At 40.5% G+C, this 21,589-nt stretch carries 15 protein-coding genes and 2 pseudogenes; 15 read left to right on the top strand and 2 right to left on the bottom strand.

Going from position 1 to position 21,589, the window contains the following annotated elements:
- Positions 1 to 136: 136 nt before the first annotated feature.
- The 13 genes and pseudogenes from H6G26_RS11630 to H6G26_RS11575 all read left to right on the top strand — a co-directional run bounded on the left by H6G26_RS11630 (position 137) and on the right by H6G26_RS11575 (position 15,991).
- Positions 137 to 328 carry a bromodomain-containing protein gene (locus tag H6G26_RS11630; RefSeq protein ID WP_190729401.1) on the top strand — a complete coding sequence of 64 codons (192 nt, stop codon included), beginning with the start codon at positions 137 to 139 and terminating at the stop codon, positions 326 to 328.
- 181 nt (positions 329 to 509) lie between these two features.
- The gene (locus tag H6G26_RS11625; protein WP_190729400.1) at positions 510 to 1,061 is read left to right on the top strand and encodes an alpha/beta hydrolase; all 552 of its coding nucleotides are present in this window, start codon (positions 510 to 512) and stop codon (positions 1,059 to 1,061) included.
- Positions 1,062 to 1,229: 168 nt separating this feature from the next.
- Positions 1,230 to 1,802 carry an HdeD family acid-resistance protein gene (locus H6G26_RS11620; RefSeq protein ID WP_190729399.1) on the top strand — a complete coding sequence of 191 codons (573 nt, stop codon included), beginning with the start codon at positions 1,230 to 1,232 and terminating at the stop codon, positions 1,800 to 1,802.
- A 228-nt stretch (positions 1,803 to 2,030) separates the two neighbouring features.
- Entirely contained in the window at positions 2,031 to 4,115 is a 2,085-nt protein-coding gene (locus H6G26_RS11615; RefSeq protein WP_190729398.1) for a family 10 glycosylhydrolase, read from the top strand.
- Between the two features lie 386 nt (positions 4,116 to 4,501).
- Positions 4,502 to 4,701, top strand: a pseudogene (locus H6G26_RS42510) (IS701 family transposase); the annotation flags it as partial.
- 510 nt (positions 4,702 to 5,211) lie between these two features.
- Positions 5,212 to 8,289 (top strand): peptidase domain-containing ABC transporter, encoded by a 3,078-nt coding sequence (locus tag H6G26_RS11610; RefSeq protein ID WP_190729397.1) that lies wholly within the window; start codon positions 5,212 to 5,214, stop codon positions 8,287 to 8,289.
- Between the two features lie 101 nt (positions 8,290 to 8,390).
- The gene (locus H6G26_RS11605) at positions 8,391 to 9,953 is read left to right on the top strand and encodes an HlyD family efflux transporter periplasmic adaptor subunit (RefSeq protein ID WP_190729396.1); all 1,563 of its coding nucleotides are present in this window, start codon (positions 8,391 to 8,393) and stop codon (positions 9,951 to 9,953) included.
- A 26-nt stretch (positions 9,954 to 9,979) separates the two neighbouring features.
- The gene (locus H6G26_RS11600) at positions 9,980 to 10,762 is read left to right on the top strand and encodes a peptidylprolyl isomerase (protein WP_190729395.1); all 783 of its coding nucleotides are present in this window, start codon (positions 9,980 to 9,982) and stop codon (positions 10,760 to 10,762) included.
- A gap of 879 nt (positions 10,763 to 11,641) precedes the next feature.
- A complete protein-coding gene (locus tag H6G26_RS11595; RefSeq protein WP_190729394.1) occupies positions 11,642 to 11,863 on the top strand; it encodes a hypothetical protein in 222 nt (73 codons plus the stop codon).
- 789 nt (positions 11,864 to 12,652) lie between these two features.
- Positions 12,653 to 13,159, top strand: a complete 507-nt coding sequence (locus H6G26_RS11590) for a hypothetical protein (protein WP_190729393.1) — start codon at positions 12,653 to 12,655, stop codon at positions 13,157 to 13,159.
- 331 nt (positions 13,160 to 13,490) lie between these two features.
- Positions 13,491 to 13,640, top strand: coding sequence for a hypothetical protein (locus tag H6G26_RS11585; RefSeq protein ID WP_190729392.1), 150 nt, complete (start codon positions 13,491 to 13,493; stop codon positions 13,638 to 13,640).
- 59 nt (positions 13,641 to 13,699) lie between these two features.
- Positions 13,700 to 14,722, top strand: coding sequence for a biotin/lipoyl-binding protein (locus H6G26_RS11580; protein ID WP_242053671.1), 1,023 nt, complete (start codon positions 13,700 to 13,702; stop codon positions 14,720 to 14,722).
- A 150-nt stretch (positions 14,723 to 14,872) separates the two neighbouring features.
- Positions 14,873 to 15,991, top strand: coding sequence for an ABC transporter permease (locus H6G26_RS11575; protein WP_190729391.1), 1,119 nt, complete (start codon positions 14,873 to 14,875; stop codon positions 15,989 to 15,991).
- 370 nt (positions 15,992 to 16,361) lie between these two features.
- Here H6G26_RS11575 and H6G26_RS11570 read toward each other — a convergent pair whose 3' ends face one another.
- Both H6G26_RS11570 and H6G26_RS11565 read right to left on the bottom strand, forming a co-directional pair.
- Positions 16,362 to 16,820 (bottom strand): hypothetical protein, encoded by a 459-nt coding sequence (locus tag H6G26_RS11570; protein WP_190729390.1) that lies wholly within the window; start codon positions 16,818 to 16,820, stop codon positions 16,362 to 16,364.
- A 470-nt stretch (positions 16,821 to 17,290) separates the two neighbouring features.
- Positions 17,291 to 18,601: pseudogene (locus tag H6G26_RS11565) on the bottom strand (efflux RND transporter periplasmic adaptor subunit).
- 892 nt (positions 18,602 to 19,493) lie between these two features.
- On the opposite strand from H6G26_RS11565, the gene H6G26_RS11560 reads away from it, so the two are divergent.
- Positions 19,494 to 20,339: a PEP-CTERM sorting domain-containing protein gene (locus H6G26_RS11560; protein WP_190729389.1), complete on the top strand. Its 846-nt coding sequence runs from the start codon at positions 19,494 to 19,496 to the stop codon at positions 20,337 to 20,339.
- A 443-nt stretch (positions 20,340 to 20,782) separates the two neighbouring features.
- Positions 20,783 to 21,523, top strand: a complete 741-nt coding sequence (locus tag H6G26_RS11555) for an SDR family oxidoreductase (RefSeq protein ID WP_190729388.1) — start codon at positions 20,783 to 20,785, stop codon at positions 21,521 to 21,523.
- Positions 21,524 to 21,589: the final 66 nt, after the last annotated feature.

Below are 21,589 nucleotides of genomic sequence, written 5' to 3'. Positions count from 1 at the left end.
TTCTTGCTCAAAAATTTTGTTAAATTTGTACCCTCAGAATGAGCCTCTTCAACCTATAGTAGGAGTGTCATGTTCCATTAAGCGCCTACTATGAAGAACTAGGTAATCAAATCGCAGTATATCTGCTTTTAAAATTATGGACTTGAAGTACAAGTGGAAAAATGGCTATCGACCAAGCCGAGATGAAGCGGTAAAAAATCCTCATTTGTTAGATGAGAGCCAGTTCGATAACGAGCAAGACCGAAAGCTAGCTGAAGAATCTGCAAGAAAGCATTTGGGTGTACCAGCACCAACCTTAGACGAAGATAAGCCAATACTACCTCATTAGATTTGCCTAACGAAAAGGCTTAATAACACCATTTCCAATAATCTTTGCAACAAATTGGCTGTAGGGGCGTCTAGTTGTACGTCCCTACTCATGTGTCTGTAGCAGAAATTTCGTGGAATAATATAACGTTTAGGCATTTTGTGCCCATTTATGCTCCGCACCATTATTAAAGTGAGAAAAAATGCAAATTTATCAACTTATCAATCGATTAAACAATAGTAAATTCGGTAAGTTACTCACTCAAACAGTAGCTTTAGGCGTAGGTGCTACTATTCTTCTCTCAAGTACTAATGCTAATGCTGCTGAACAAGTTGTTTTAAGGTATGGTACTTTTCAGGGGCAAATATCTGTTGAAGAATTAACTCAGTTTACAGAAACTGGCAAAACTACCCCGACATTAAGAGCTTATTTACAGGCGGCGCAACAAGACCCCGCAGTAGCTCGTAAGGCATTGAAAGCTTCGATAAAAGCCGATCCTGCCTTTTTAAATAGCTTACTGTCTAGTTGGGCAGGGCCAGTTTTAGTTGATCAAATTGGTGAGGTAGTTCACCCTCCCGCAGGACAACTAGATCAGCAGGCGCTGCGAACTGCTTTAAGTTCATCTATCGAACAAAATGGTGAAGTTACACTGCTTGGAGCCATTCAGAATTATCCGAATACTTCTGTCGAACTTAAAGGAGATCGTCTCATCGCTGTTTATGAACGCTTGAGCAATCTTGCAAAACTCTTATGAGAGTTATCTCATCAGATAATTGGTTTGGTGTTTCAATAGTCGTAAATTCTTAGCAGTAATTAGGATTAAGTTAATACTGATGAGTCTATCTTAGGGTTCATACTCTGTTACTTAGAAATTCCCTAACCTAAATGTAGAGTTTAGTTTAAAAATAGGGAAAAGATTTGTATGACAGCCGATGTTTCTAGAGATATTAAGAAGGATGTTAATGGGTCACTGATAAGTGGTGTTCTTTTGAGTATTTTCGGGGTTGTTGCGATCGCAGCGCCTAGTCTCTCGACTTTATTTACCGAGACTTGGATTGCAGTAATTTTGATTTTCGCCGGATTTACAAAACTAGTTTATGCTACTCAAACCCGCCACCAAGGAGGTTTTATCTGGAAACTTCTCTTAAGCGGACTTTATATTGCAACAGGTATAATGCTGTTTGTTTATCCTTATACAGGTATTCTCACACTAACTTTGTTGCTTGGCAGCTTTTTGCTGGCTGAAGGTACATTCGAGTTAATTCTGGCATTCAAGTTACGTCCGCAAAATAACTGGACATGGATACTGGGTGATGGCATTATTACGCTGGTCTTAGGTGCAATGATTTGGTTCCAGTGGCCTTTCAATGCCCCCTGGCTTCTTGGCACACTAGTTGGTGTCAGCGTTATTTTCACCGGCGTTTCCCGCGTAATGCTATCGTTAAACGCGCGTTCTACGTCAAATCCTCCTGAGCAAGCTGCAAATCCTACTTAGTACATAGGAGTTGGGGAAGAAGCAGGGGGCAGGGAGCAGGGAGCAGGGGTGAGAACTTGAAACAAATCTTTCCCCTTGTCCCCAAGTCTTCTTGCGAATGCCCAATCCCCAATCCCCAATCAAACTTAAGTAGTGAAAGTTTACTAAGATATTGCAGCAGCGATCGCTCGGATATATTGCTAAATTAACTAAGGAATCAAAATCAAGGCCAGCTAGCTGCAATCATCAATGGTATCTATTGCTATTCCCTTCTCGGATATTCAAAACCATTGGGCACGCTTATTTATTACAGCCTTAGCCCAACGTGGTATTGTCAGTGGATTGCCTAACGGCACTTATCGTCCCGATAACTCACTCACTCGCGCTGAATTTGCCGCCATCATCGCCAAGGCATTTCCGACAGTTACCAAAAAACGGCAGTATATTCCCTTTGTTGATGTACCAACTGATTATTGGGCAGCAGCCGCCATTAAAAACGCTTACGAAAAAGCATTTATTAGTGGGTTTCCTGATAAAAGTTTCCGTTTTGCTAACCGAATTACAAGAGTAGAAGTTTTAGTTTCTTTGGTAGCAGGCTTAGAAATTGCCATCAAGGTAAAACCTGATCTCCTCTCAGCACTCCCACAAATTTATCAAGATTCTGTTCAGATTCCTGGGTATGGTATAAATCAGGTAGCTATTGCCACCAGAGCCGGATTGGTGGTTAGTTTTCCCAATATCAAATTACTCAGTCCCAATGTCGCAGCCACCCGTGCAGATGTGGCAGTAATTATTTATCAAGCTTTGGTGTATTTAGGTGAGGCAGAAAAAATTACCTCTAGTTACTTAGTGCAGCCGCCGACACCAGCACCAACGCCCACACCCATACCAGTACCAGTACCAACGCCAACACCGACACCAACACCAACGCCCACACCTGTCGGTAGCGTTAAGGTAAATCATAGTCGAGAATTTCGGGGGGCATGGGTAGCATCAGTGTGGTATAGTAATTGGCCTTCCAAGGCGGGACTTTCTGTTGCCCAACAAAAAGCTGAACTCAGCGAGATTATTAGTAAATTACAAGCGCTAAACTTCAATGCCCTTATCTTCCAGGTGCGACCAGAGGGAGACGCTTTATATGAATCCCAATTAGAGCCTTGGAGTGCTTGGATTACAGGAACTCAGGGGAAAGCACCAGAACCATTTTATGATCCTTTAGCCTTTGCGATCGCAGAATGTCATAAGCGCAATATTGAACTTCATGCTTGGTTTAATCCCTACCGCGCTAGCACTTCCACCAACCCAGCTAAAACAGTCCGTCCCCACATAGCGGCTACCAATCCAGAAAGCGTTTATTTGTGGAAAACTCAACGCTGGATGGACCCAGGGCTAAAAATAGTTCAAGATAGAGCTTACAACGTAATTCTTGATGTAGTGAAGCGCTACGATGTTGATGGGATTCACTTAGATGATTATTTCTATCCATATCCCATCGAGGGACAGTCTTTCCCCGATGACAAAACTTATGCTGCATATAAAGCAGCTGGTGGTACACTCAGCCTTGGCGACTGGCGACGAGACAATGTTAACAAAATGGTACAGCGCCTTTGGCAGGGAATTAAAACAACCAAATCCGACGTAAAATTTGGTATCAGTCCCTTTGGGATCTATCGCCCCGGACAACCCACTGGTATTACTGGATTGGATGCTTACAATGTGCTGTATGCTGACGCGAAGAAATGGTTAGAAGAAGGCTGGATTGATTATATTGCCCCTCAACTTTACTGGCGCACAGACCAACCACAACAAAGTTATTCGGCGTTGCTACAGTGGTGGACACAGATAAATACAAAGCAAAGACACGTTTACGCTGGTAACAATCTGACAGAACCAAGCAACAAAAGTCGAGAGAGTGATGAGATTGAAAAGCAGGTGAAAATTAGTCGTAGCCAAGCTGGACGGTTGTCACTGGGGAATATCTTCTTTAATGTCGGTGTTTTGACGGAAAATAGTCAAGGCATTGCTGATAAATTCCAAAGTCTGCTTTATAACAAACCTGCGCTAGCTCCAACTTTGTCTTGGCAGGATACAAAACCGCCCTCTCCACCTATTGAACTACAAGTTAATAACCGCAAACTAAGTTGGCAGCCTGGAGATAATCAGCCAGTTCGTTCCTGGACACTTTATCGGCAAACTGGCGATACTTGGACAATTCAGCAAATTTTGTCTGCTGGCACAACCTTCGCTACCGTCCAACAAGCGGGAATTTATGCCGTGTGTGCGGTGGATAGATTGGCGAATGAGAGTCTAGGAACTGTTATTACAGTTAGTTAAACCAAAGTGCTATCTATGAGTGCGTAGGCGCAGCCCGTCGTAGACATCGCTGCGGCGAGCAATGCGTGTGTAGGCACAGTCCGTTGTAGACATCGCTGCGGCGAGCAATGCGTGTGTAGGCGCAGTCCGTTGTAGTCATCGCACCTATAACTAAACCAGTTAAGATCGATTGGATAGTCAGCTTTTGCTGATTGCTAACTTATGTACAAGCCAATTCCATATTTCATGCATATTATGTCAAAAAACCATTGAACCGTAATGGCGATCGCTAATTGCGGCCTAATCTGGAGTTGATGCTTAAGTTATAGCCTTCACAGACTGGGGAGATGTATTTATTGGCGTTGCATAATTGCGGAAGATTTAGCAACTTCCAATCGGATTGCTTATTAACGAGAACTGAATTTGCCACAATTCATGATGCCCATTGGGAAATTGAAAGTTTTCACATATATAGCCATCAAGCAAGTATGTGGTATTTATACATTCACTTTTGAGAGACAGCCACGCAATTAAAACACACATATTTTGTTCGTTTCAAGCATTTGTTACTTTGGAGTTAATGCGCTATCAAAATGCAATTTATAATTAATATGAATTGCCAATAAACTTATTCAGTTTAAGTAGATCGGCGTTAAAAAAGCAAGCTATGTGACGAAATGTAAAATTAGTAAATAGCTTATAAATTGGTAGTTATATAGTTTTTATAAACTAAACAGATATGGTTTTTATCGTGCCGACTTACTTAGTTGTGCATGAGTAAATAGTAGAAAGTCTCAGCTCACCTAAACGGAAAATATAAATTTATCGTAAAGGTATCTTGACAAGCTATATGTAATTCTACTAAATAGAATAGAAGTTAATACATGAATAATTCAGGAGTATTTACTTTGTCTAGATAAACTCAGCGCCGTAGCTGTGCTGAATGTCAGATTTTAACAGTTAGGTATCAACTTTTATATACATTCTGTCAGGCAGTATCTAGAAATGCTGCTGCTCTTGTTTGCAAATTCTCTGCCCACTAGAGTTTAATTTTCATTCGTCTTTCAATAGTTTCCAGTTCAGTTCAAAAACTGATACTTTGGGTGGAGATGAGGTAATGTCATCAGTATTTTCTCAACAACTGCTACATCAGCAGATTACCCTTCTTTTGGGTGAAAAACTTTCAGAGCAAGAAATCGCTAGCTGCTTAAAACTGGCAGAAATCTTTGAGCCACCAGTGGCAAAGCAGTTTTGGCTAACAACAGCAGCGAACCCAGGAATTTACATCGTTCTGGCTGGAAAAGTTAGAGTGCTGGATAATGAGGAAAACTTAATCACGACCTTGAGTGCAGGGTCATGTTTTGGGGAAGGCACGCTGTTTGCACAAGAAGCTTTTCAGCCATATGCCGTTAGAGCCTCGACTAATCTTAAGCTTTGTTATCTCAAACAAGAGATATTGCTTGAGTTAATGGATCGCTTTCCTGGGATTCTCGATCGCCTATTTAAACGCGCAGAACTATGGGATTTGGTGATGTTATATCGTCAAAACTCGCAACTTCTAAGCAACCCATTGGATGTACCAGGAATACTCAAAGCCTTATCCTTATTTGAGCGGCATAATTTAAGTTTACAGCAGCAAATAATTATACCAAATGATTGCAAGTTATTACTGTTGCAAAAAGGAGAACTGCGGAATTCTGAAGGTCACGCTTTAACACCAGGCAAAATTTATTCAGAGGCAAAACCTGGTGCTTGGCAAGCCACACAACCAGTAGTAGCCTACATTCTCCGAGATTCAAATTGGCAAATAGCTAAAGAGGACTGGCAGCAACTGTCAGAATTTGTTGAAATCGAAGAGAGAAAAGCTGTTGTTGAGAACCAAAAGACACCTCACAGCAAGCCAAAACCAGAGCGAATAAGTTCTTCTAGCAACGTCATTTCTTTTCCCCAGCGAGAACAATCACCAAAACAAAAGCAAAAGAAATCTCTATCTTACTTCCCCAGCCCTAAAGTCAAGGTAAGGCAGGTGTGGGGAAGCCTTACTAAAACCTATCCCTTCTATGCCCAACAAAGTTCCGCAGATTGTGGCGCAGCCTGCTTGGCAATGATTGGTCGCTATTGGGGTAAACAATTTAGCGTCAATCGCTTACGAGAGCAAGCTAATGTCAGTCGCAGTGGATCTTCTCTAAGAGCTTTAGCCGCAGCAGCAGAAAGCCTAGGTTTTTCAACTCGACCTGTCAAAGCTAGTCTAGATAAATTTGCAGAGCAACCTCTACCTGCGATCGCTCATTGGCAAGGAAAGCATTACATTGTTGTTTATAAAATCACCAACAAACAGGTGATTGTCGCTGATCCAGCCATTGGCCAACTGAGCCTGACCCATGCTCAGTTGAACGAAGGGTGGACTGGTTATGCATTGCTTATGCAACCCACAGCACTTTTTAAACAAGCCGAAGAAGGCGACGCATCATTGTGGCAGTTTTTTGAGCTAGTCAAACCTTACTCAAAAGTACTGTTAGAAGTTTTCTTGGCTTCGGTACTGATTCAAATATTTGGACTGGTAACGCCCTTATTCACGCAGCTGTTGTTAGACAGGGTGATTGTGCAAGGTAGCACAATCACTCTTAACGCTGTCGGGTTTGGGTTGCTGATTTTTGGTCTGTTCCGCATCATCATTAACGGCGTGCGGCAATATCTCCTAGACCATACAGCCAACCGTGTTTCGGTAGCAATGTTGGTAGGTTTTATCAAACATACCTTCGACTTGCCTCTTTCGTTCTTTGAGTCGCGCTACGTGGGAGACATTGTTTCTCGCATCCAAGAAAATCAGAAAATTCAGCGTTTTCTAACAGGTGAAGCACTGTCAATTTGCTTGGACTTGATGACAGTGTTTATTTATGTGGGATTAATGTTTTGGTACAGTTGGCAGATGGCATTGCTCGTGCTATTGATTGTGCCACCATTTTTCCTGCTAGCGCTGTTTTCCACTAGCATTTTGCGTCGTCTTTCCCGAGAGATTTTTACGGCTGGTGCAGAAGAAAATAGCTATTTGATTCAATCCCTAACAGGAATTCGCTCTGTACGGTCAATGGCAATTGAGCAAACAGTGCGCTGGCACTGGGAAGAACTGTTAAACAAACTCATCAAAAAAGGGTTTAGAGCACAAGTTGTTGCCAATCGCCTGCAAATTATCAGTGCAACCATTGAAACATTAATAACTACAGGATTACTTTGGTATGGGGCATCGCTGGTGATTCAAAACCAACTCACCATTGGGCAATTAGTCGCTTTCAATATGTTGCTAGGCAACGTCATTCATCCTTTTCAGCGTCTAAGTGTCCTGTGGAATCAGTTGCAGGAAGTCATGATTTCTGCCGAACGCATTAACGACGTGTTGGAAGCGGAACCGGAAGAAGACTTGTTTGCCTCACCTCGTCAGGCTTTGAGAAAATTTTGTGGTCGCATTCGCTTTGAAAATGTGACCTTCCGCTATCACGGAGAAAGCGAGACGAACGTACTAGAAAACCTTAGTTTTGAAATCGAGCCTGAGCAGACTGTTGCGGTGGTAGGAAGGAGCGGTTCTGGGAAAACCACCCTATCTAAATTAATTTTGGGGTTATATCCTCCCACCGAAGGTAAAATTTTAATCGATGATCATGATGTGACGAGTATTTCTCTCAAGTCGCTGCGTTCTCAAATCGGTGTTGTTGATCAAGATACTTTCTTGTTTGGCGGTACAATCCGGGAAAACCTAAGTATTGCTCATCCAGAAGCTTCTTTAGAAGAGATTATTGAGGCGGCGACTCTAGCTGGTGCTAATGAATTTATTCAGAAATTACCAATGGGTTACGAAACCCAAATTGGTGAAGGCGGCGGAATGCTGTCTGGTGGACAACGGCAACGTTTAGCCATTGCCCGCGCCCTGTTGGGAAATCCCCGTTTCCTGATTTTCGATGAAGCTACCAGCAATCTTGATGCAGAGTCAGAACGGATTATTCAAAACAACTTGAATACTATTCTCAAAAGGCGTACCAGCCTGATAATAGCTCATCGCCTCTCTACGGTACGTAATGCTGACCTCATCCTAGTGTTAGACAGAGGCATTTTAACCGAAAGCGGTACACACGATGAGTTAATTAGCAAGAAAGGTCATTACTACTACCTCAACCAACAGCAACTTGCTCAAGCAGGTTGAGTTGAAGCAAAAAGTTAAAAATCAATACTTTTCTCACCTTTGCTACTTCCAACCTCTCCCTTTTCCCTGCTCCCATACCTCTTCATATTAAAGATGAAGCTATGCCACAACCATCTCTCAATTCATCATCTGGCTTTTCCAAACAGGAACCGGATGAGTATAGAAAATACATCCAGCCAGAAGATAATGCAGAATCTTTTGATCTTCAAAACAAAATAGAGACACCCAATAAGACGCAGGATTGGTATTATGGCACCGAAGAACTGCTAGATGCTCTACCACGCCTATGGACGCGTTCTTTGCTATATGTGGTGTTCGGCTTTATTGTTATCATCTTACCTTGGTCAATGCTCTCCAAAGTCGATGAAACAGGCAGCGCTCGAGGACGCATAGAACCAAAAGGCGCTACCCAAAAATTAGATACTCCAGCTAGCGGGAGTATCACTTTTGTTAGGGTTAAAGAGGGCGAAACCGTAAAAGCAGGACAGATTCTACTGGAGTTGGATTCAGATGTTCTAAAAACTCAACTCGAACAAGCAAACTTAAAGCTTGGAGGGCTGCAAAATCGGCAAGGTTCTTTAGAAATACTCAAAAACCAATTGATAATTTCTGTGCAGACTCAGAAGCAACAAAACCAAGCTCAACAATTGGCAAAACTTTCTCAAGTTGAGCAGGCACAACAAAATCTGAATACTCTTAAAGCTACTTATAACTTTCAGAACGCGCAACAATTGGCTAAAGTTAACCAGACGCAGCAAGCTCTCGGTTCTGGGAAAGCAGTATATAAAGTAGCCGAGATTAATTTCCAAGGTGCTCAAGAAAAAGTTCCACGCTATCAAAAAGCCTATGAACAAGGTGTCATTTCACAAGACCGCTTCAGTGAGATGAAACAGTTAGAAAAAGAAAATTATCAACTTCTTGTTAAAGCTAAAACCGAGATTTCTCAAGCTCAGTCCAGCCTTCAAGAACAACAGAACATCTATCAAAAAACTCTTCTTCAGGCTCAGTCTGAGATCCAACAAGCCTCTCTGCGCTTGCAACAAGAACAACGCAATTATCAAAGCCTGATCCATACAGGTAAGCTGGCAGAACTTCAAATACAGGAACAACTCAAAGAACTACAAACACAAATAAACTCCCTAAAATCAGAAATTGCTCAAACCAGAAGCCAGATACTATCCATCAAGATTGAGTTGCGCCAACGAGTGGTGCGATCGCCTATTGATGGTGTGATTTTTGAATTCCCTATCACCAAGGCAGGAGCTGTAGTACAAATAGGCCAGAGAATTGCTCAAATAGCACCAGAATATGCTGGCTTAGTACTCAAAGCCAATATGCCCAACACCGAAAGCGGTTTTATGAAAGTGGGAATGCCAGTGAAAATTAAGTTTGATGCCTATCCATTTCAGGAGTATGGCATCGTGGAGGGGAAAGTCAATTGGATTTCTCCTGACTCTAAAACCAGGGAAACACCTCAAGGCAATATAGAAACCTATGAGTTAGAAATCACCTTAAAGCAGCCCTATATCAAAAATGGTGACAAGCATATCCTATTAACTGCTGGACAAACAGCCACTGCTGAAGTCATTGTCCGCCAACGCCGCATGATTGACTACATGTTAGACCCATTTAAGAAATTGCAAAAAAGTGGTTTAGAGCTTTAGTTTACAATCATCAGTGCTTGCTTATCATGTCAAACATTTTGAATATTTCTCAAGAAGATATAATTCACAAGCTTAAACTTTCCTACCAAATTCCTGGTGTGTTGGAAGCTGTTGCTACGGAAAAAATTATCGCCAAAGCAGCCCTAGAAGCAGAAATTACAGTCACACCAGAAGAAATACAGGAGGAAGCAGATAGAATACGGTTTGAGCAAAAACTTGTTAAAGCTGCTGACACCTGGGCATGGCTGAAAAAATATCATCTTTCTCTAGATGATTTTGAAACCTCAATCCAGATCAACATACTCTCTCGAAAGCTGGCACATTTTCTATTTGCAAATAAGGTTGAACACTTCTTTTACCAACACAAACTCAATTATGTTGCTGCCGCTACATATGAAGTCATCCTAGAAGATAGAGATTTAGCTTTGGAACTGTTTTATGCTCTTCAAGAAGGCGAAATCAGCTTTCCAGAAATAGCTCGTTGTTATATCCAAAATCCAGAACTTCGTCGTGCAGGAGGATATCAGGGTATTCGATACCGTAGAGATTTTCGACCCGAAATTGCTACTACGGTATTTGCTGCAAATCCACCACAAGTTATCAAACCTATCACTACACAGAAAGGGATCTATTTGATTTGGGTGGAGGAAATCATTCAACCGCAATTAGACGAACAGATGCGCTTTCAAATACAGCAAGAATTATTTTTTGATTGGTTAAAGGGACAAATCGAGCAACTAGAAATTGTGGTTCAGCCAGGTTCAGATAGCAATTTACAACTATCCCAAGAACTTCTGCCGTCAGCTTAAGCCCATACCAGTTTTCAATTAACTCTTCGCTAAACATGTGCAGCCTGAATATTTTGATTCTGAAAGTATTAACAGAGTATAAGTGTTGAGGTTACACTTGACAGTTTATTGCTTGGTGGTCGCTCTGATTGTCTGAATACTAAATACGAGATGAGGTAAATTATCCATCTTTACAACCCCCTGTGGACTAAGGTAGGCGTAGGCATCGCATATTTTTTTTTGCTTTCACTACCACACTTGTTGTCTAATTTATCAATGCGTAATTTCTGATCATATCTATAGTTTATTGAAGATAAAAAGGTAATTTGGTAATAACCCGAGTTGCTAGTTATTTATTTGAACGATACCTACGGTAAGCTTTGCTAACGCAACGAAGTTATTTAAACAATAAAATCCTCTTCAGATAGAAAATTAGGAGGGGAATATGCTTAATGAAATAATTTCCATCTATAGCTATCACTGATAACCTCTTAAAGGCGATTAGGCATGAAAATGATCCTAGATCGGAAATGAGTAATGCGTAAATTATTACAACGGCGTTGATTGCAGTAATCTTATTTAATGTTAATCATAGCAAGGCTTATCCTATATAAAAGACGGTAATTTAATTTTATAAATTTTAAAAAAATACTATTTTATCGCCGCTTGCATAGAGACTTAATACTAATTAAAAATTTATTTTATCAAATTAAAATGATGTCGATAACCAGCAATTTGCATTAATATAAATTTTATTCTTTATGAATATAAAATTTGCGTAAAACCACTATTTATTAATTTTTAATAGTGTTATTATTTTTTTCGTCACGAGAAATAAATTCTATCTAGTGGCACAAAACCAAACAAGTCCACTTTACTAATTATTAGAAAAGTAAAACCATGATTATCAATGATCTTTCTCATGTAGAAACCATTCTTGAAGATAAAAATATTCAAGGTGGATTAGCAGTTTCAGAAGCTTTCTCTGATGGATTTGCTGTTGGTAACTTCTTGGCTATCACATCAACTTCCACTTTTACCTCTGCTTCTTCAAGGAGCTTCCGCTTTAAAACGTTGAACTCAGCTAGTTCTAGTTCTAGCTCTCAATCAGTTTCTGCGTAGCTAAACATGCCTTAGCACTACAGTGTGCTACAGAGCATTTAAGAATAGAAAAATTGCTGAAAGTTTTTCACAACTTTCAGCGATATATCTGTTTGCCAAGAAGAGCTTTATTTATGGAGCGATGGAGACTTTTCGATCTCAGTTTTTGCGAAAACGAAGTTAACGACTGTCGGTTCAGAGAGTACCAGCCAACTTGATGGTACAGTGGGTAATTTCAACGTATTCTTTGGAACACGAACTTTTGGTTTTACTTCATCACGTTAGACAATTTAATGCTTTAGGCATTACCTAAAGCTGCATATTTAGGGCTGGAGTTAAAGTTTGACTCTAGCCCTTCATTTTTAACGTCGTGCTTATAATGTTCCTAATGGCACGATGCAAGTATATGTTCATTTCAGTCAAGGCTTTGAAGTTTTATTTAGATGTGTTTGCCCTTGGCTGACTCATATCTTGTACAATTTTGACCCTGACCTGAAAAGTACCTTTTTAAACGAAAAGCTCAGTATTTGAGGTTAAATCAATGGTATTTAATCTATTTTTGGATGCTAATTCAACATTTGAATAAATTTCTTACAGAGTTATTTAAAAATAAAAAACTAATCATTTATTTACAATCTTTTAAATCGAGTGATTATAAAGTATAAAACATTGCTTTTGCTACAGGGCAATCATTAGCTCATATCTAACTTCTTAATTACTTCAGTTTATTTTGCTGAACCTAATAAGAATATAGAAAAGTTAATTTTGTAATCTAAATTTTAGTTCTGTAAAAATACTAGGAATTCAATTATGGGGGCTATCTTATATCCACTCTATACGGTAGCTAATTTGGTCTTAGCTACATGGAGCATAAGTTTATGGCAACACTCACACCATGCAAACATATTGTTGCTGCTGTTAGTGATAGCTGGAATGACCTATGACAATCTTATTATTTCGCTGGGTCGTTTGATTAATGAAGGTAGTTTCCTAAAATTCCTTAATCGTCTGCGGTTTTTATTACATGATTTATTGATTCCGTTGTTAGTGGTAGTGGCTGTTAAACTAGCTAGTGCTGCTGGTGTGTTGTGGGCAAGTAAACCGATTTTGCTCTCTGGTTCCTGGACGATTACATTTGGTTTGATTGGATTGGCATTGGTGACTAATTTCAAGCACTTGGAACTAGCACCAATAACTTTTGCTGGCAGTTTGAGATATAAACCTAAAAAAAGTCAAGCGCCAATTTTGACAATTTTAATCGCTTTGTTGGTTGGTGTGGCAGGATTCTACATTTGGCGCGAAATCCAATGGCCTTAGATGTTTGTGGGAACAGTGGTAATGTTGTTTGGCAATGCTTTACCTACAAAGATTTTTGGTTCTCTAGTTGGTTCGGCAGTTGATTTTGTATTTATCTTAGGCATCATGTAAAAATAAGTTGTACAAATTTAATTTGGAATAAGCTGTTAGCCTTACTTTCCAATCAAAAGTGTTCAAGTTATTTTTGCGCGACTCCTTAGCTCTGTTGACAACACAGATTGTATTGTATTAATTAGGGATAATTTCGCGCCTCTATAAAGCCCAAACTTTAGTTTAAGGCTTGCTGCAAGATGGGAATCCAATCCATAAATTAGTAATCAAGGGTAATAGCATGGCTCAGACTGTCTCTAAATATACAGAAAGTCTTCCTGCTCCAGTGTCACCAGCAAAGCAGCATCGCACCAAAGCGGTTCCTTTGATATTGGCAACGGTGACGATCGCAGGTATTGGTTATCTATTTTGGAGCTTAGGATTTGTGTAAAAATAACCTGAACAATTTTTGTGCGAAAGCTAGATTTAGCAAGCTATTCCAAATAAATTTTGTACAACTTATTTTTACATGATGCCTTACAGCCGCAACCGAGAGCAGACATACTCAAAGTAAGTGGACGCATTGAAGGTTATGAAACTGAGATTGGCGTAAAGCTTTCGGGACGAATTGAGTCGATCGCAGTACGCGAAGGGGCAGCAGTTAAAAAGGGTGAGAAATTAATTAAATTAGATAACAGCAACGACCAACTGCTGCAAGGACAACTGCAATCTGCAAACGCACAGATTGCGTCTGCTCAATCTGATGAACAACAGGCTCGTTCAGATGTAGAGCGGGTACAAGGTGAGATAGAAGAAGTCAACAGCCAAATCCTTGAAGCACAACTTAATTTACAGCAGTCTCGAGGTGATACGGTAGGTCAAGTTAATCAAGCACGAGCTAACACTGCGGTAGCTAGGGCACAAGTTGTGCAAGCGCAGGCGGTACTTAAACAGGCAGCAGCGGAAGTCAAGCTAGCTAAAATAAATCGCGATCGCTATGCTAAATTGCTGAATGATGGAGCAGTTACCCAACAGCAATTTGACCAAACACAAACTACTTTCGACACTGCGATCGCAACTTTACAGGCACGAGAGGCAGCAGTAAATGCGGCTTCTGAGCAGTTAATCGCTGCCCAAGCGGCACTCACCCAAGCACAATCAACTGGTTTCAACCCCGGTATAAGAAACGCGCAGTTAGAAGTTTTTCTTACAGACAGTGTTTTATTTGGTTTGCTATTTGGGGTACGAAGCAGTAACCAAAATGCTGCTGTACAAAGTGTCTCTGTGATCGGTTTTGTTACCTCTCTATTACTGTCTGGTTTTATTTATCCTATTAGCAACATTCCCTTTCCCATATCACTTATGCCTAACATAGTTCCCGCCCGCTATTTTATAGATATCACTCGTGATGCATTTGTCAGGGGTACTGGATGGGCAGGAGTTTGGTTTGATGTAGTCGTACTAATTGTTTTTGGATTGGTGTTTTTTAATATAACACGTCGTGCTTTAGGGAGGATGCAATTGCCTTATTAAACTGTTACTTCCTAAGTATTAATTCCTCATTATTCTTTTACACTTATAAATTGCATTTTTGTAGGCTGAAATCCTTAGCTTAAGGTTATTTTACAGGAAACTTATATAATCTAAAGATTGCTAAACTCTAACCTATAACTACTAACCAATATGTGTTTTTCACGATTAATTAATAGCTCGTTTTGGGCATTACTCCGGAAAGAAATCAATCAAATTCTGCGAGATAAGCAGTTAATTATTCTCTTGATTGTGCCACCAACAATGCAATTATTACTTTATGGATTTGCACTTAATCCTGATGTACATAATTTGAAATTGGGTGTTATTGATTATGCGAATGTAGGTGCTAGTCGGGAACTGGTTCAGGCAATGACCTCTAATGGCATTTTTACCATAGAATCTGTACCAACAACGGAGAAAGATTTAAGCCGTCAAGTAGAAGAGGGCAAACTGAATGTGGGGGTGCTCATTCCACCAGAATTCCCCAGAAAACTGCCAACAAAAGAAGCTGAGATTCAAATATTCATTGATGGAGTGGATGCAAATGCAGCAGGCATTGCCAGTGGCTACATGACTCAGATTATTCAAAATTATAATCGTAACTTTGGGCAAACCCAGCTGAATCCTCCAGTATCACTCCAAGTGGTATTTCTATATAATCCAGGACTAATAAGTAGTTGGTATTTTGTACCGGGAGTTATGGGTCTAGTGTTAACCCTTGTTGGAACACTAGTTTCATCAGTCGCTGTTGTGCGAGAGAAAGATAGCGGAACTTTGGAGCAATTACTTATGACACCAGCCGCAAACTGGGAAATTTTGCTCGCCAAAATTTTGCCCTTAGCGTTTTTGCTCATGGGAGATATTCTGCTAGCTTTGATTTTAGGACAATTGGTCTTTGGTTTACCGTTGCGGGGAAATTTTCTACTATTTTTTGGGCTGTCAATTATATATCTGCTTGTTGGGATCAGTATAGGTATTCTGTTGGCGATGTTTTCAAGCTCGCAACAACAGGTGGTACTGATGTCATTTTTCGTCAATATGCCGATATTGCAGACTTCTGGGGTGCTTGCCCCTATCGAAGCCATGCCCCCCTTTTTTCAAGTCCTATCTCTGCTGAATCCCTTACGTCATTACATTGCCATTGTTCGAGGCATTTTACTTAAAGGGGTTGGTTTAGAAGTGTTATGGATGCATATTCTGGCATTGCTTAGTATTGCTGTTGTGTTATTAACTATTAGTCTTAGCAAGTTTCGCAATCAATTAAGTTAGAGGATGTCTGATAATGCCCCTACCAGCGTATTTGTATCATTATTAAAGTGAAATGGTATAACCGCCAAGCGGGAGAAATAAAAGTATTTAGGACTTACGCACTGAAGCCTGAAACCTAGATCCCTCCTAGCCTCCTTAAAAAGAGGGGAACTTCTAACTGTCAAGAATGTTTTCCTTCCTTTTCATTCAAGCAAAAATCCCGCCAGCGACTTCAAGTAATTGCCAGGCGGGAGAAATAAAAATATTTTGCAATATCTGAGGATAAGTGCCCTCTCTTCACGGCAGATTAAAGTTTGACGAGGCTTGGCGAATCTTGTTGAACATGTTCAACCAAAAGCTCATCTGATTTATCAAACCTGCCTAGATTACATTATTTTAAGAAGGGATTTTCTCGACTTCCCCCAAATTGAAGATTTGATGGACTTAGCGGACATGTTGGGCTAGATAAGAGTGTTCCATTTAAAGTAAAAGTAGTTCCATTGGAATTCATCCCACTACCACTTATCCCAGGAGCTGAAACAAAGTCTCCCATTACTTGACCGTTAAATGCAATACTTACTAATGCTGAAGGGGGGGTGACTGCTCTCCAAGTTGCCTGATTGTTACCATTAGAAGTAGTATAAGTAGCGTTTTGCCCAAGAAAGCGTAAGGTACCATTGGTGTTAAATTGAAAACAAGCAGTAAAATTATCTCCTAAACTCGAATTAACACTGACAGTGTAGCTTTTGCCCTCCACTCCAGCTTGTACTGGCGCAGCAAACAACATTATTTGTCCAAGTAAACAAGTTAAAAATAAACCACATTTAGATTGAATGATTCGCACTGACATAATTGTTTGCCTGTTTTACGTAATTAAGTAATTGCTTGCCTTTGCCCATTGGTGACAGCTTAAGCTAAGTTTATTAACCATTTGTTAATAAATAATGGCGCTTAAAATCTACTCATAACCGAGGTTGAAAACACAAATTTTCAGCCTACGATGCCTACGGGTCATATTTAAAAGCATCGCTCGTTTTTATCTTTAAAGCTTAATTAAATACTCGGTAACATGAATAATTTATAGCCTAATTACGATTTACAAAACGAATTATATCATTATGAATACTTTTTTTGAGAGAGAAGAATAAGAGTCAGATCGAAGTTTATTCCATATAAAAGACGTGGAGCGGCTACTCTACGAGTTCTCCAACGTAGTACCCGTAAAGCACCAAAACTGCTATAGTTAAAGCTCTTGAGTGGGTATTGGTACAAGACAAGACTGAAAATTTATCCTCCACTCCCGCTCTCTACTCCCTTTAATTAATATTCTGGAACGATCGCAACACCATCCCTAAGATTAAGCAATCCTGAGATAATAACTTTATCTTTTGGCTGTAACCCTTCAATAACTTGATAATTATTATCTTTTATCTCGCCTAGCTTCACTCGCTTTTGCCGAGCTACTTGTTGGGATACACCTTGGGGAGATGTTTCTGTTTCAACAACATAAACAAAAGTGTCTCCCCCTATACGAGTCATTGCAGTTGTGGGGATTAAAATTCCGGGGCGCTGATTCCAGAATACTCTAGCCCTTACCAATTGATCTGCACGTAACTGACCATTAGGGTTATCAAAAAGTGCTTTTATCAGTATTCCTTGTGTTTCATTACTAGCACTAGGTGCAATAAAAAATACTCTACTTCTACCCAGCTTTTGACCTTGTGCGTTCATCACTTCCACTGGCATTCCCTTACGCAATTGTGGCCCTTGCTGTAATGGCACAGAGATATTGACTTATAAAGGTCGATTTTGCGTGATATTAACTAATGGTGTGGAAGTGTTAACTAAATCACCTACTTTCACAGCGATGTTGCCAACAGTGCCACTAAAAGGAGCAATCATTTTGTCAGACTGGAGATTCCCTTGTTGTGGAATATTTACATTAGCTTGCTGCAAAGTTTGTTCAGCCTGCAATATGTTGGCTCGTTGTGCTTGAATCCTGGAATCAATTGCATCAAGATTAGTTTTAGCATTGGCGAGCCGATCAGCAAACTGATTGCGAGTCTGTCGAGATACGGCTCCTTCTTCAGCTAGAGTGACAAACTTTTCGTAGTTCTGCTGGTACAATTGTACATTGGCAACAAAGGATGGTCGTTGTGCTTCCAGAGATTTGAGTATGGCGCGGGCATTTTCCAGTTGCACTAAAAATCCTTGAGGTATAGCATTGCTTCCACTGACACCTGCAAGTGAAGCAGGATCTACTTGGAGAATTGCTGCTCCTGCTGCGACTCGATCTCCCGATTTGACAAATATCTGGGTAACTTGGCCCTGAATCCTCGGCTGGAGCGTGACTGACCGCTGGGACTTGAGGCTAGCAATAAAATCTGAACTTTCCTCAATAATACCGCTTTGTACTGTCGATATTTTGACTCTTACCCCTTGAGGTTGAACATTAGCAGTTGAAGATACTGGATTTTGGGGAGTGAGCAAACGCCAAACTAGAGTTGCTCCGCCTCCTAACAATAGTAGTGCAGCTAAAACCCAAAGCCACCGCCGTTTTCCAGAAGGTGGCTCAAATGAGGTTTGTGGAGCTTTTTCTCCAAAATCAGTTTGAGGCTCAGGGGATGTCATGGCTTATGAGGAACTTAAGGAACTAACTAGAATTCTAGGACTTACGCACTGTACAAAGGAATCATCTTGTGTATCAATGTAAAGACGTTGTTTCAGGCTTTTATAAACCCCTTTGGTTGGTTGCGATCGCTTGGTGAATAATAGAAAAATCAAGTTAGAAGCGCTGAAAATCATACCTCTTATTTTGATTTTTATGTCAATGCGTAAGTTTAAATTCGCTCAATATTTTATCTGTTGATGTGGAAATTACTGATTTAGCATGAGGTTTTGTGGCAAATTATCTGTTATTACATCCAAATATACAGTTTTGATCATTCTGTCTAAATCTACCCAAAGGTGAATCCGTTTCTTAAAACCTATGGAAACATGCCGTTGTAGAACAGTGGTATGAATGTGAGGGGATCTTTACACTATGCACCTTAACCGAACCGTATTTATACTAATCCTGACTTCGACAATTGGTAGAGGTTCGCTTGATTTTACGTGGCTTGCTTGCTCATCAAAGGATGCTCTGGCATCAACATCACTTATGTCAATTCCTCTCTACCTAAATCCTTACCTAAATATCAATTAAGGAACGCTCCATTTTACTCAAAGTTTACATGACATGAATCGACGCACAATTAGTATAAGTATGTACTTAATTTTCTGCAATCTAGGGTTTATGACTAAATTACTGGTGCGGATATTACTGAACTTGGGGTGAGAAAACGGTAAATAAGCATTCATTGTTAAATAGAAGATTTCTTTTGCATAAGACAAAATCGGCTTGAAAATTCCCCAAGCTGTCCATCCTGCTTGCCTATATTTTGCTCTTGCTCATTAGTAAGGCAGTAAGTAAGCATGACAAATTTCCAATCCAAGCATCGTAAAAGGAAAAACAAAAAATTGTATGAAAAAATACATTAAAACTGTCAAGCGTTTTTTGGCACTGGTTACTCCAGCGATCGCTACTTCGATATTGGCAACCTCGCCGAGCCAAGCTGCTACCATTGCATATTCTGAGTCAAGATTCAACATAGACAACTTTAGTAGCAGTCCTTCAAGTGTTAGGACTCTGACTGATACTGTGACTGAAGCAATTAGCACAGGTGGTCAAGTAAGTGCTGATGCTAAAGCTGAGGCTAATTTTAATGTCGATGCAAACAACTCTGCCTCCAATTGGTCTTTCAGCCAAGCTAAAGGTCAGGGTGATGGGTATACAGGGTCGGCGAAAAGCTTGGCTGCGATTATCGGTTATGACTTTACAGTAGACAAAGAGTTTTATTTTGATTTCAGTGGCTTATTTAAGCTTGGAACATCCATTGATGATGCATTCACTGAACGTGCAAATGCTCGTGGAGAGTTATTATATGAGTTATACGACAGCGACACTGATGAACTTTTGGACTCTTTCAAGATTTATGGAAATTTATCAACTCTAGGTAACAATGATGCTTTTGTATTTGAACCGAGTAGCAGCATAACTCTTGATTCAAGTCAGACTTCTCGTAAAAACTATTTTGGCGGAAAACAGGAATATGCTTCGACTAGCTTTAAAGGTAAATATTCCCGTACTTTCGATAAGTTAACTCGTTTAACCTTAGTAGAATCTAAAAGTAATCAGGTGAACGTCTATACTGTCCCAGAACCCTCAACAATTCTAGGTTCACTGTTTAGTTGCACTATGCTTGGTGCTGCCTCGATACGCAAGCGTAAAAGAGCTTCTTCGGCTGCGTTGTTGGTTAATAAGGATTAAAGGGCTGTTTAGTACATTTGCTCCGGGGGAAGTTCAGCTTAAGTTTTAGCGATCGTTGAAAATAATTTTTTTGTTTTCATGCGCCGCGTATTTTAGTTAGCCCTCATAAAGAATTGGTATTACTTAAAACGAAGGCAGGAGGCAGGAGGGAAGAATTTGGTGAAGATTTAGACCCCCATCAATTAAGTGCCACTGAATCAGAGATTTCAGTGGGGGACTCAAACCCTTGCTTATTGCAGTCGCGGCAGAGGATAGAGGACAGAGGACAGTATTCCAACTGAGCCTCCTGCCCTCTGCCCTCTGCCTTTCCGGTTGAAGTCGCTGGCGGGATTTTTGCTTGAATGAAGTTGGCACTTTACCAGCGATCGCTAAATTTAACCTTGGTACAGTATGTTAACAGCAGATAATCACTTTGGCGAACCAAAATAAAACTAGATTAATCTATGGCATCAATAGCCGGGAAAGTTGCAATTATTACTGGTGCATCGCGGGGAATTGGACGAGCGATCGCACTCAAGTTAGCTGGTAACGGCGCATCTATTGTCGTTAACTATGCGGGTAATGCAGGCAAAGCACAGGAAGTTGTTGCAGAAATAGAAAAGTTGGGAGTAGAGGCGATCGCCGTACAAGCTGATATTAGCAAATTACCCGACATTCAACGGTTATTTGAGCAAACACTTCAACGCTTCGGTAAAGTCGATATTTTGGTCAACAATGCCGGAATCGCCCTCTATAAACCAATTACTCAGGTGAGTGAAGAAGATTTCGACGCGATTTTTGCTATTAACGTCAAAGGCACTTATTTTACTTGCCAACAAGCCGCGCAACACATGGCAGAAGGGGGGCGGATTATCAACTTTTCTTCATCAACTACGGCAATGATGCTGCCAACTTATAGTGCCTATGTTGGAACCAAGGGTGCTGTTGAACAAATTACACGGGTACTAGCTAAAGAATTGGGTGCAAAAGCGATCGCAGTTAATGTTATTTCTCCTGGCCCCACCGATACAGAAATGTTTCGAGAAGGCAAAACACAAGAACAGATAGATCGTTTAGCCCAAATGGCTGCTTTTGGCAAACTCGGAGATGTGCAACAAATCGCCGATGTAGTAGCGTTCCTCGCTAGCGACGAAGCCAGATGGATCACTGGGCAAAACATCCGTGTAAACGGTGGAATCGCGTGAGGCGATTGAAGCTTTCATCAGGAAAGCGATATTCCCCGTTTCAAAACCTCAACCAGTAATGTATAA

It is taken from the genome of Nostoc sp. FACHB-888 (assembly GCF_014696655.1).
Taxonomy (GTDB): Bacteria; Cyanobacteriota; Cyanobacteriia; order Cyanobacteriales; family Nostocaceae; genus Nostoc.
The sequence above is the reverse complement of the archived record's forward strand: the minus strand, read 5'-3'. Positions and strand labels throughout refer to the sequence as shown.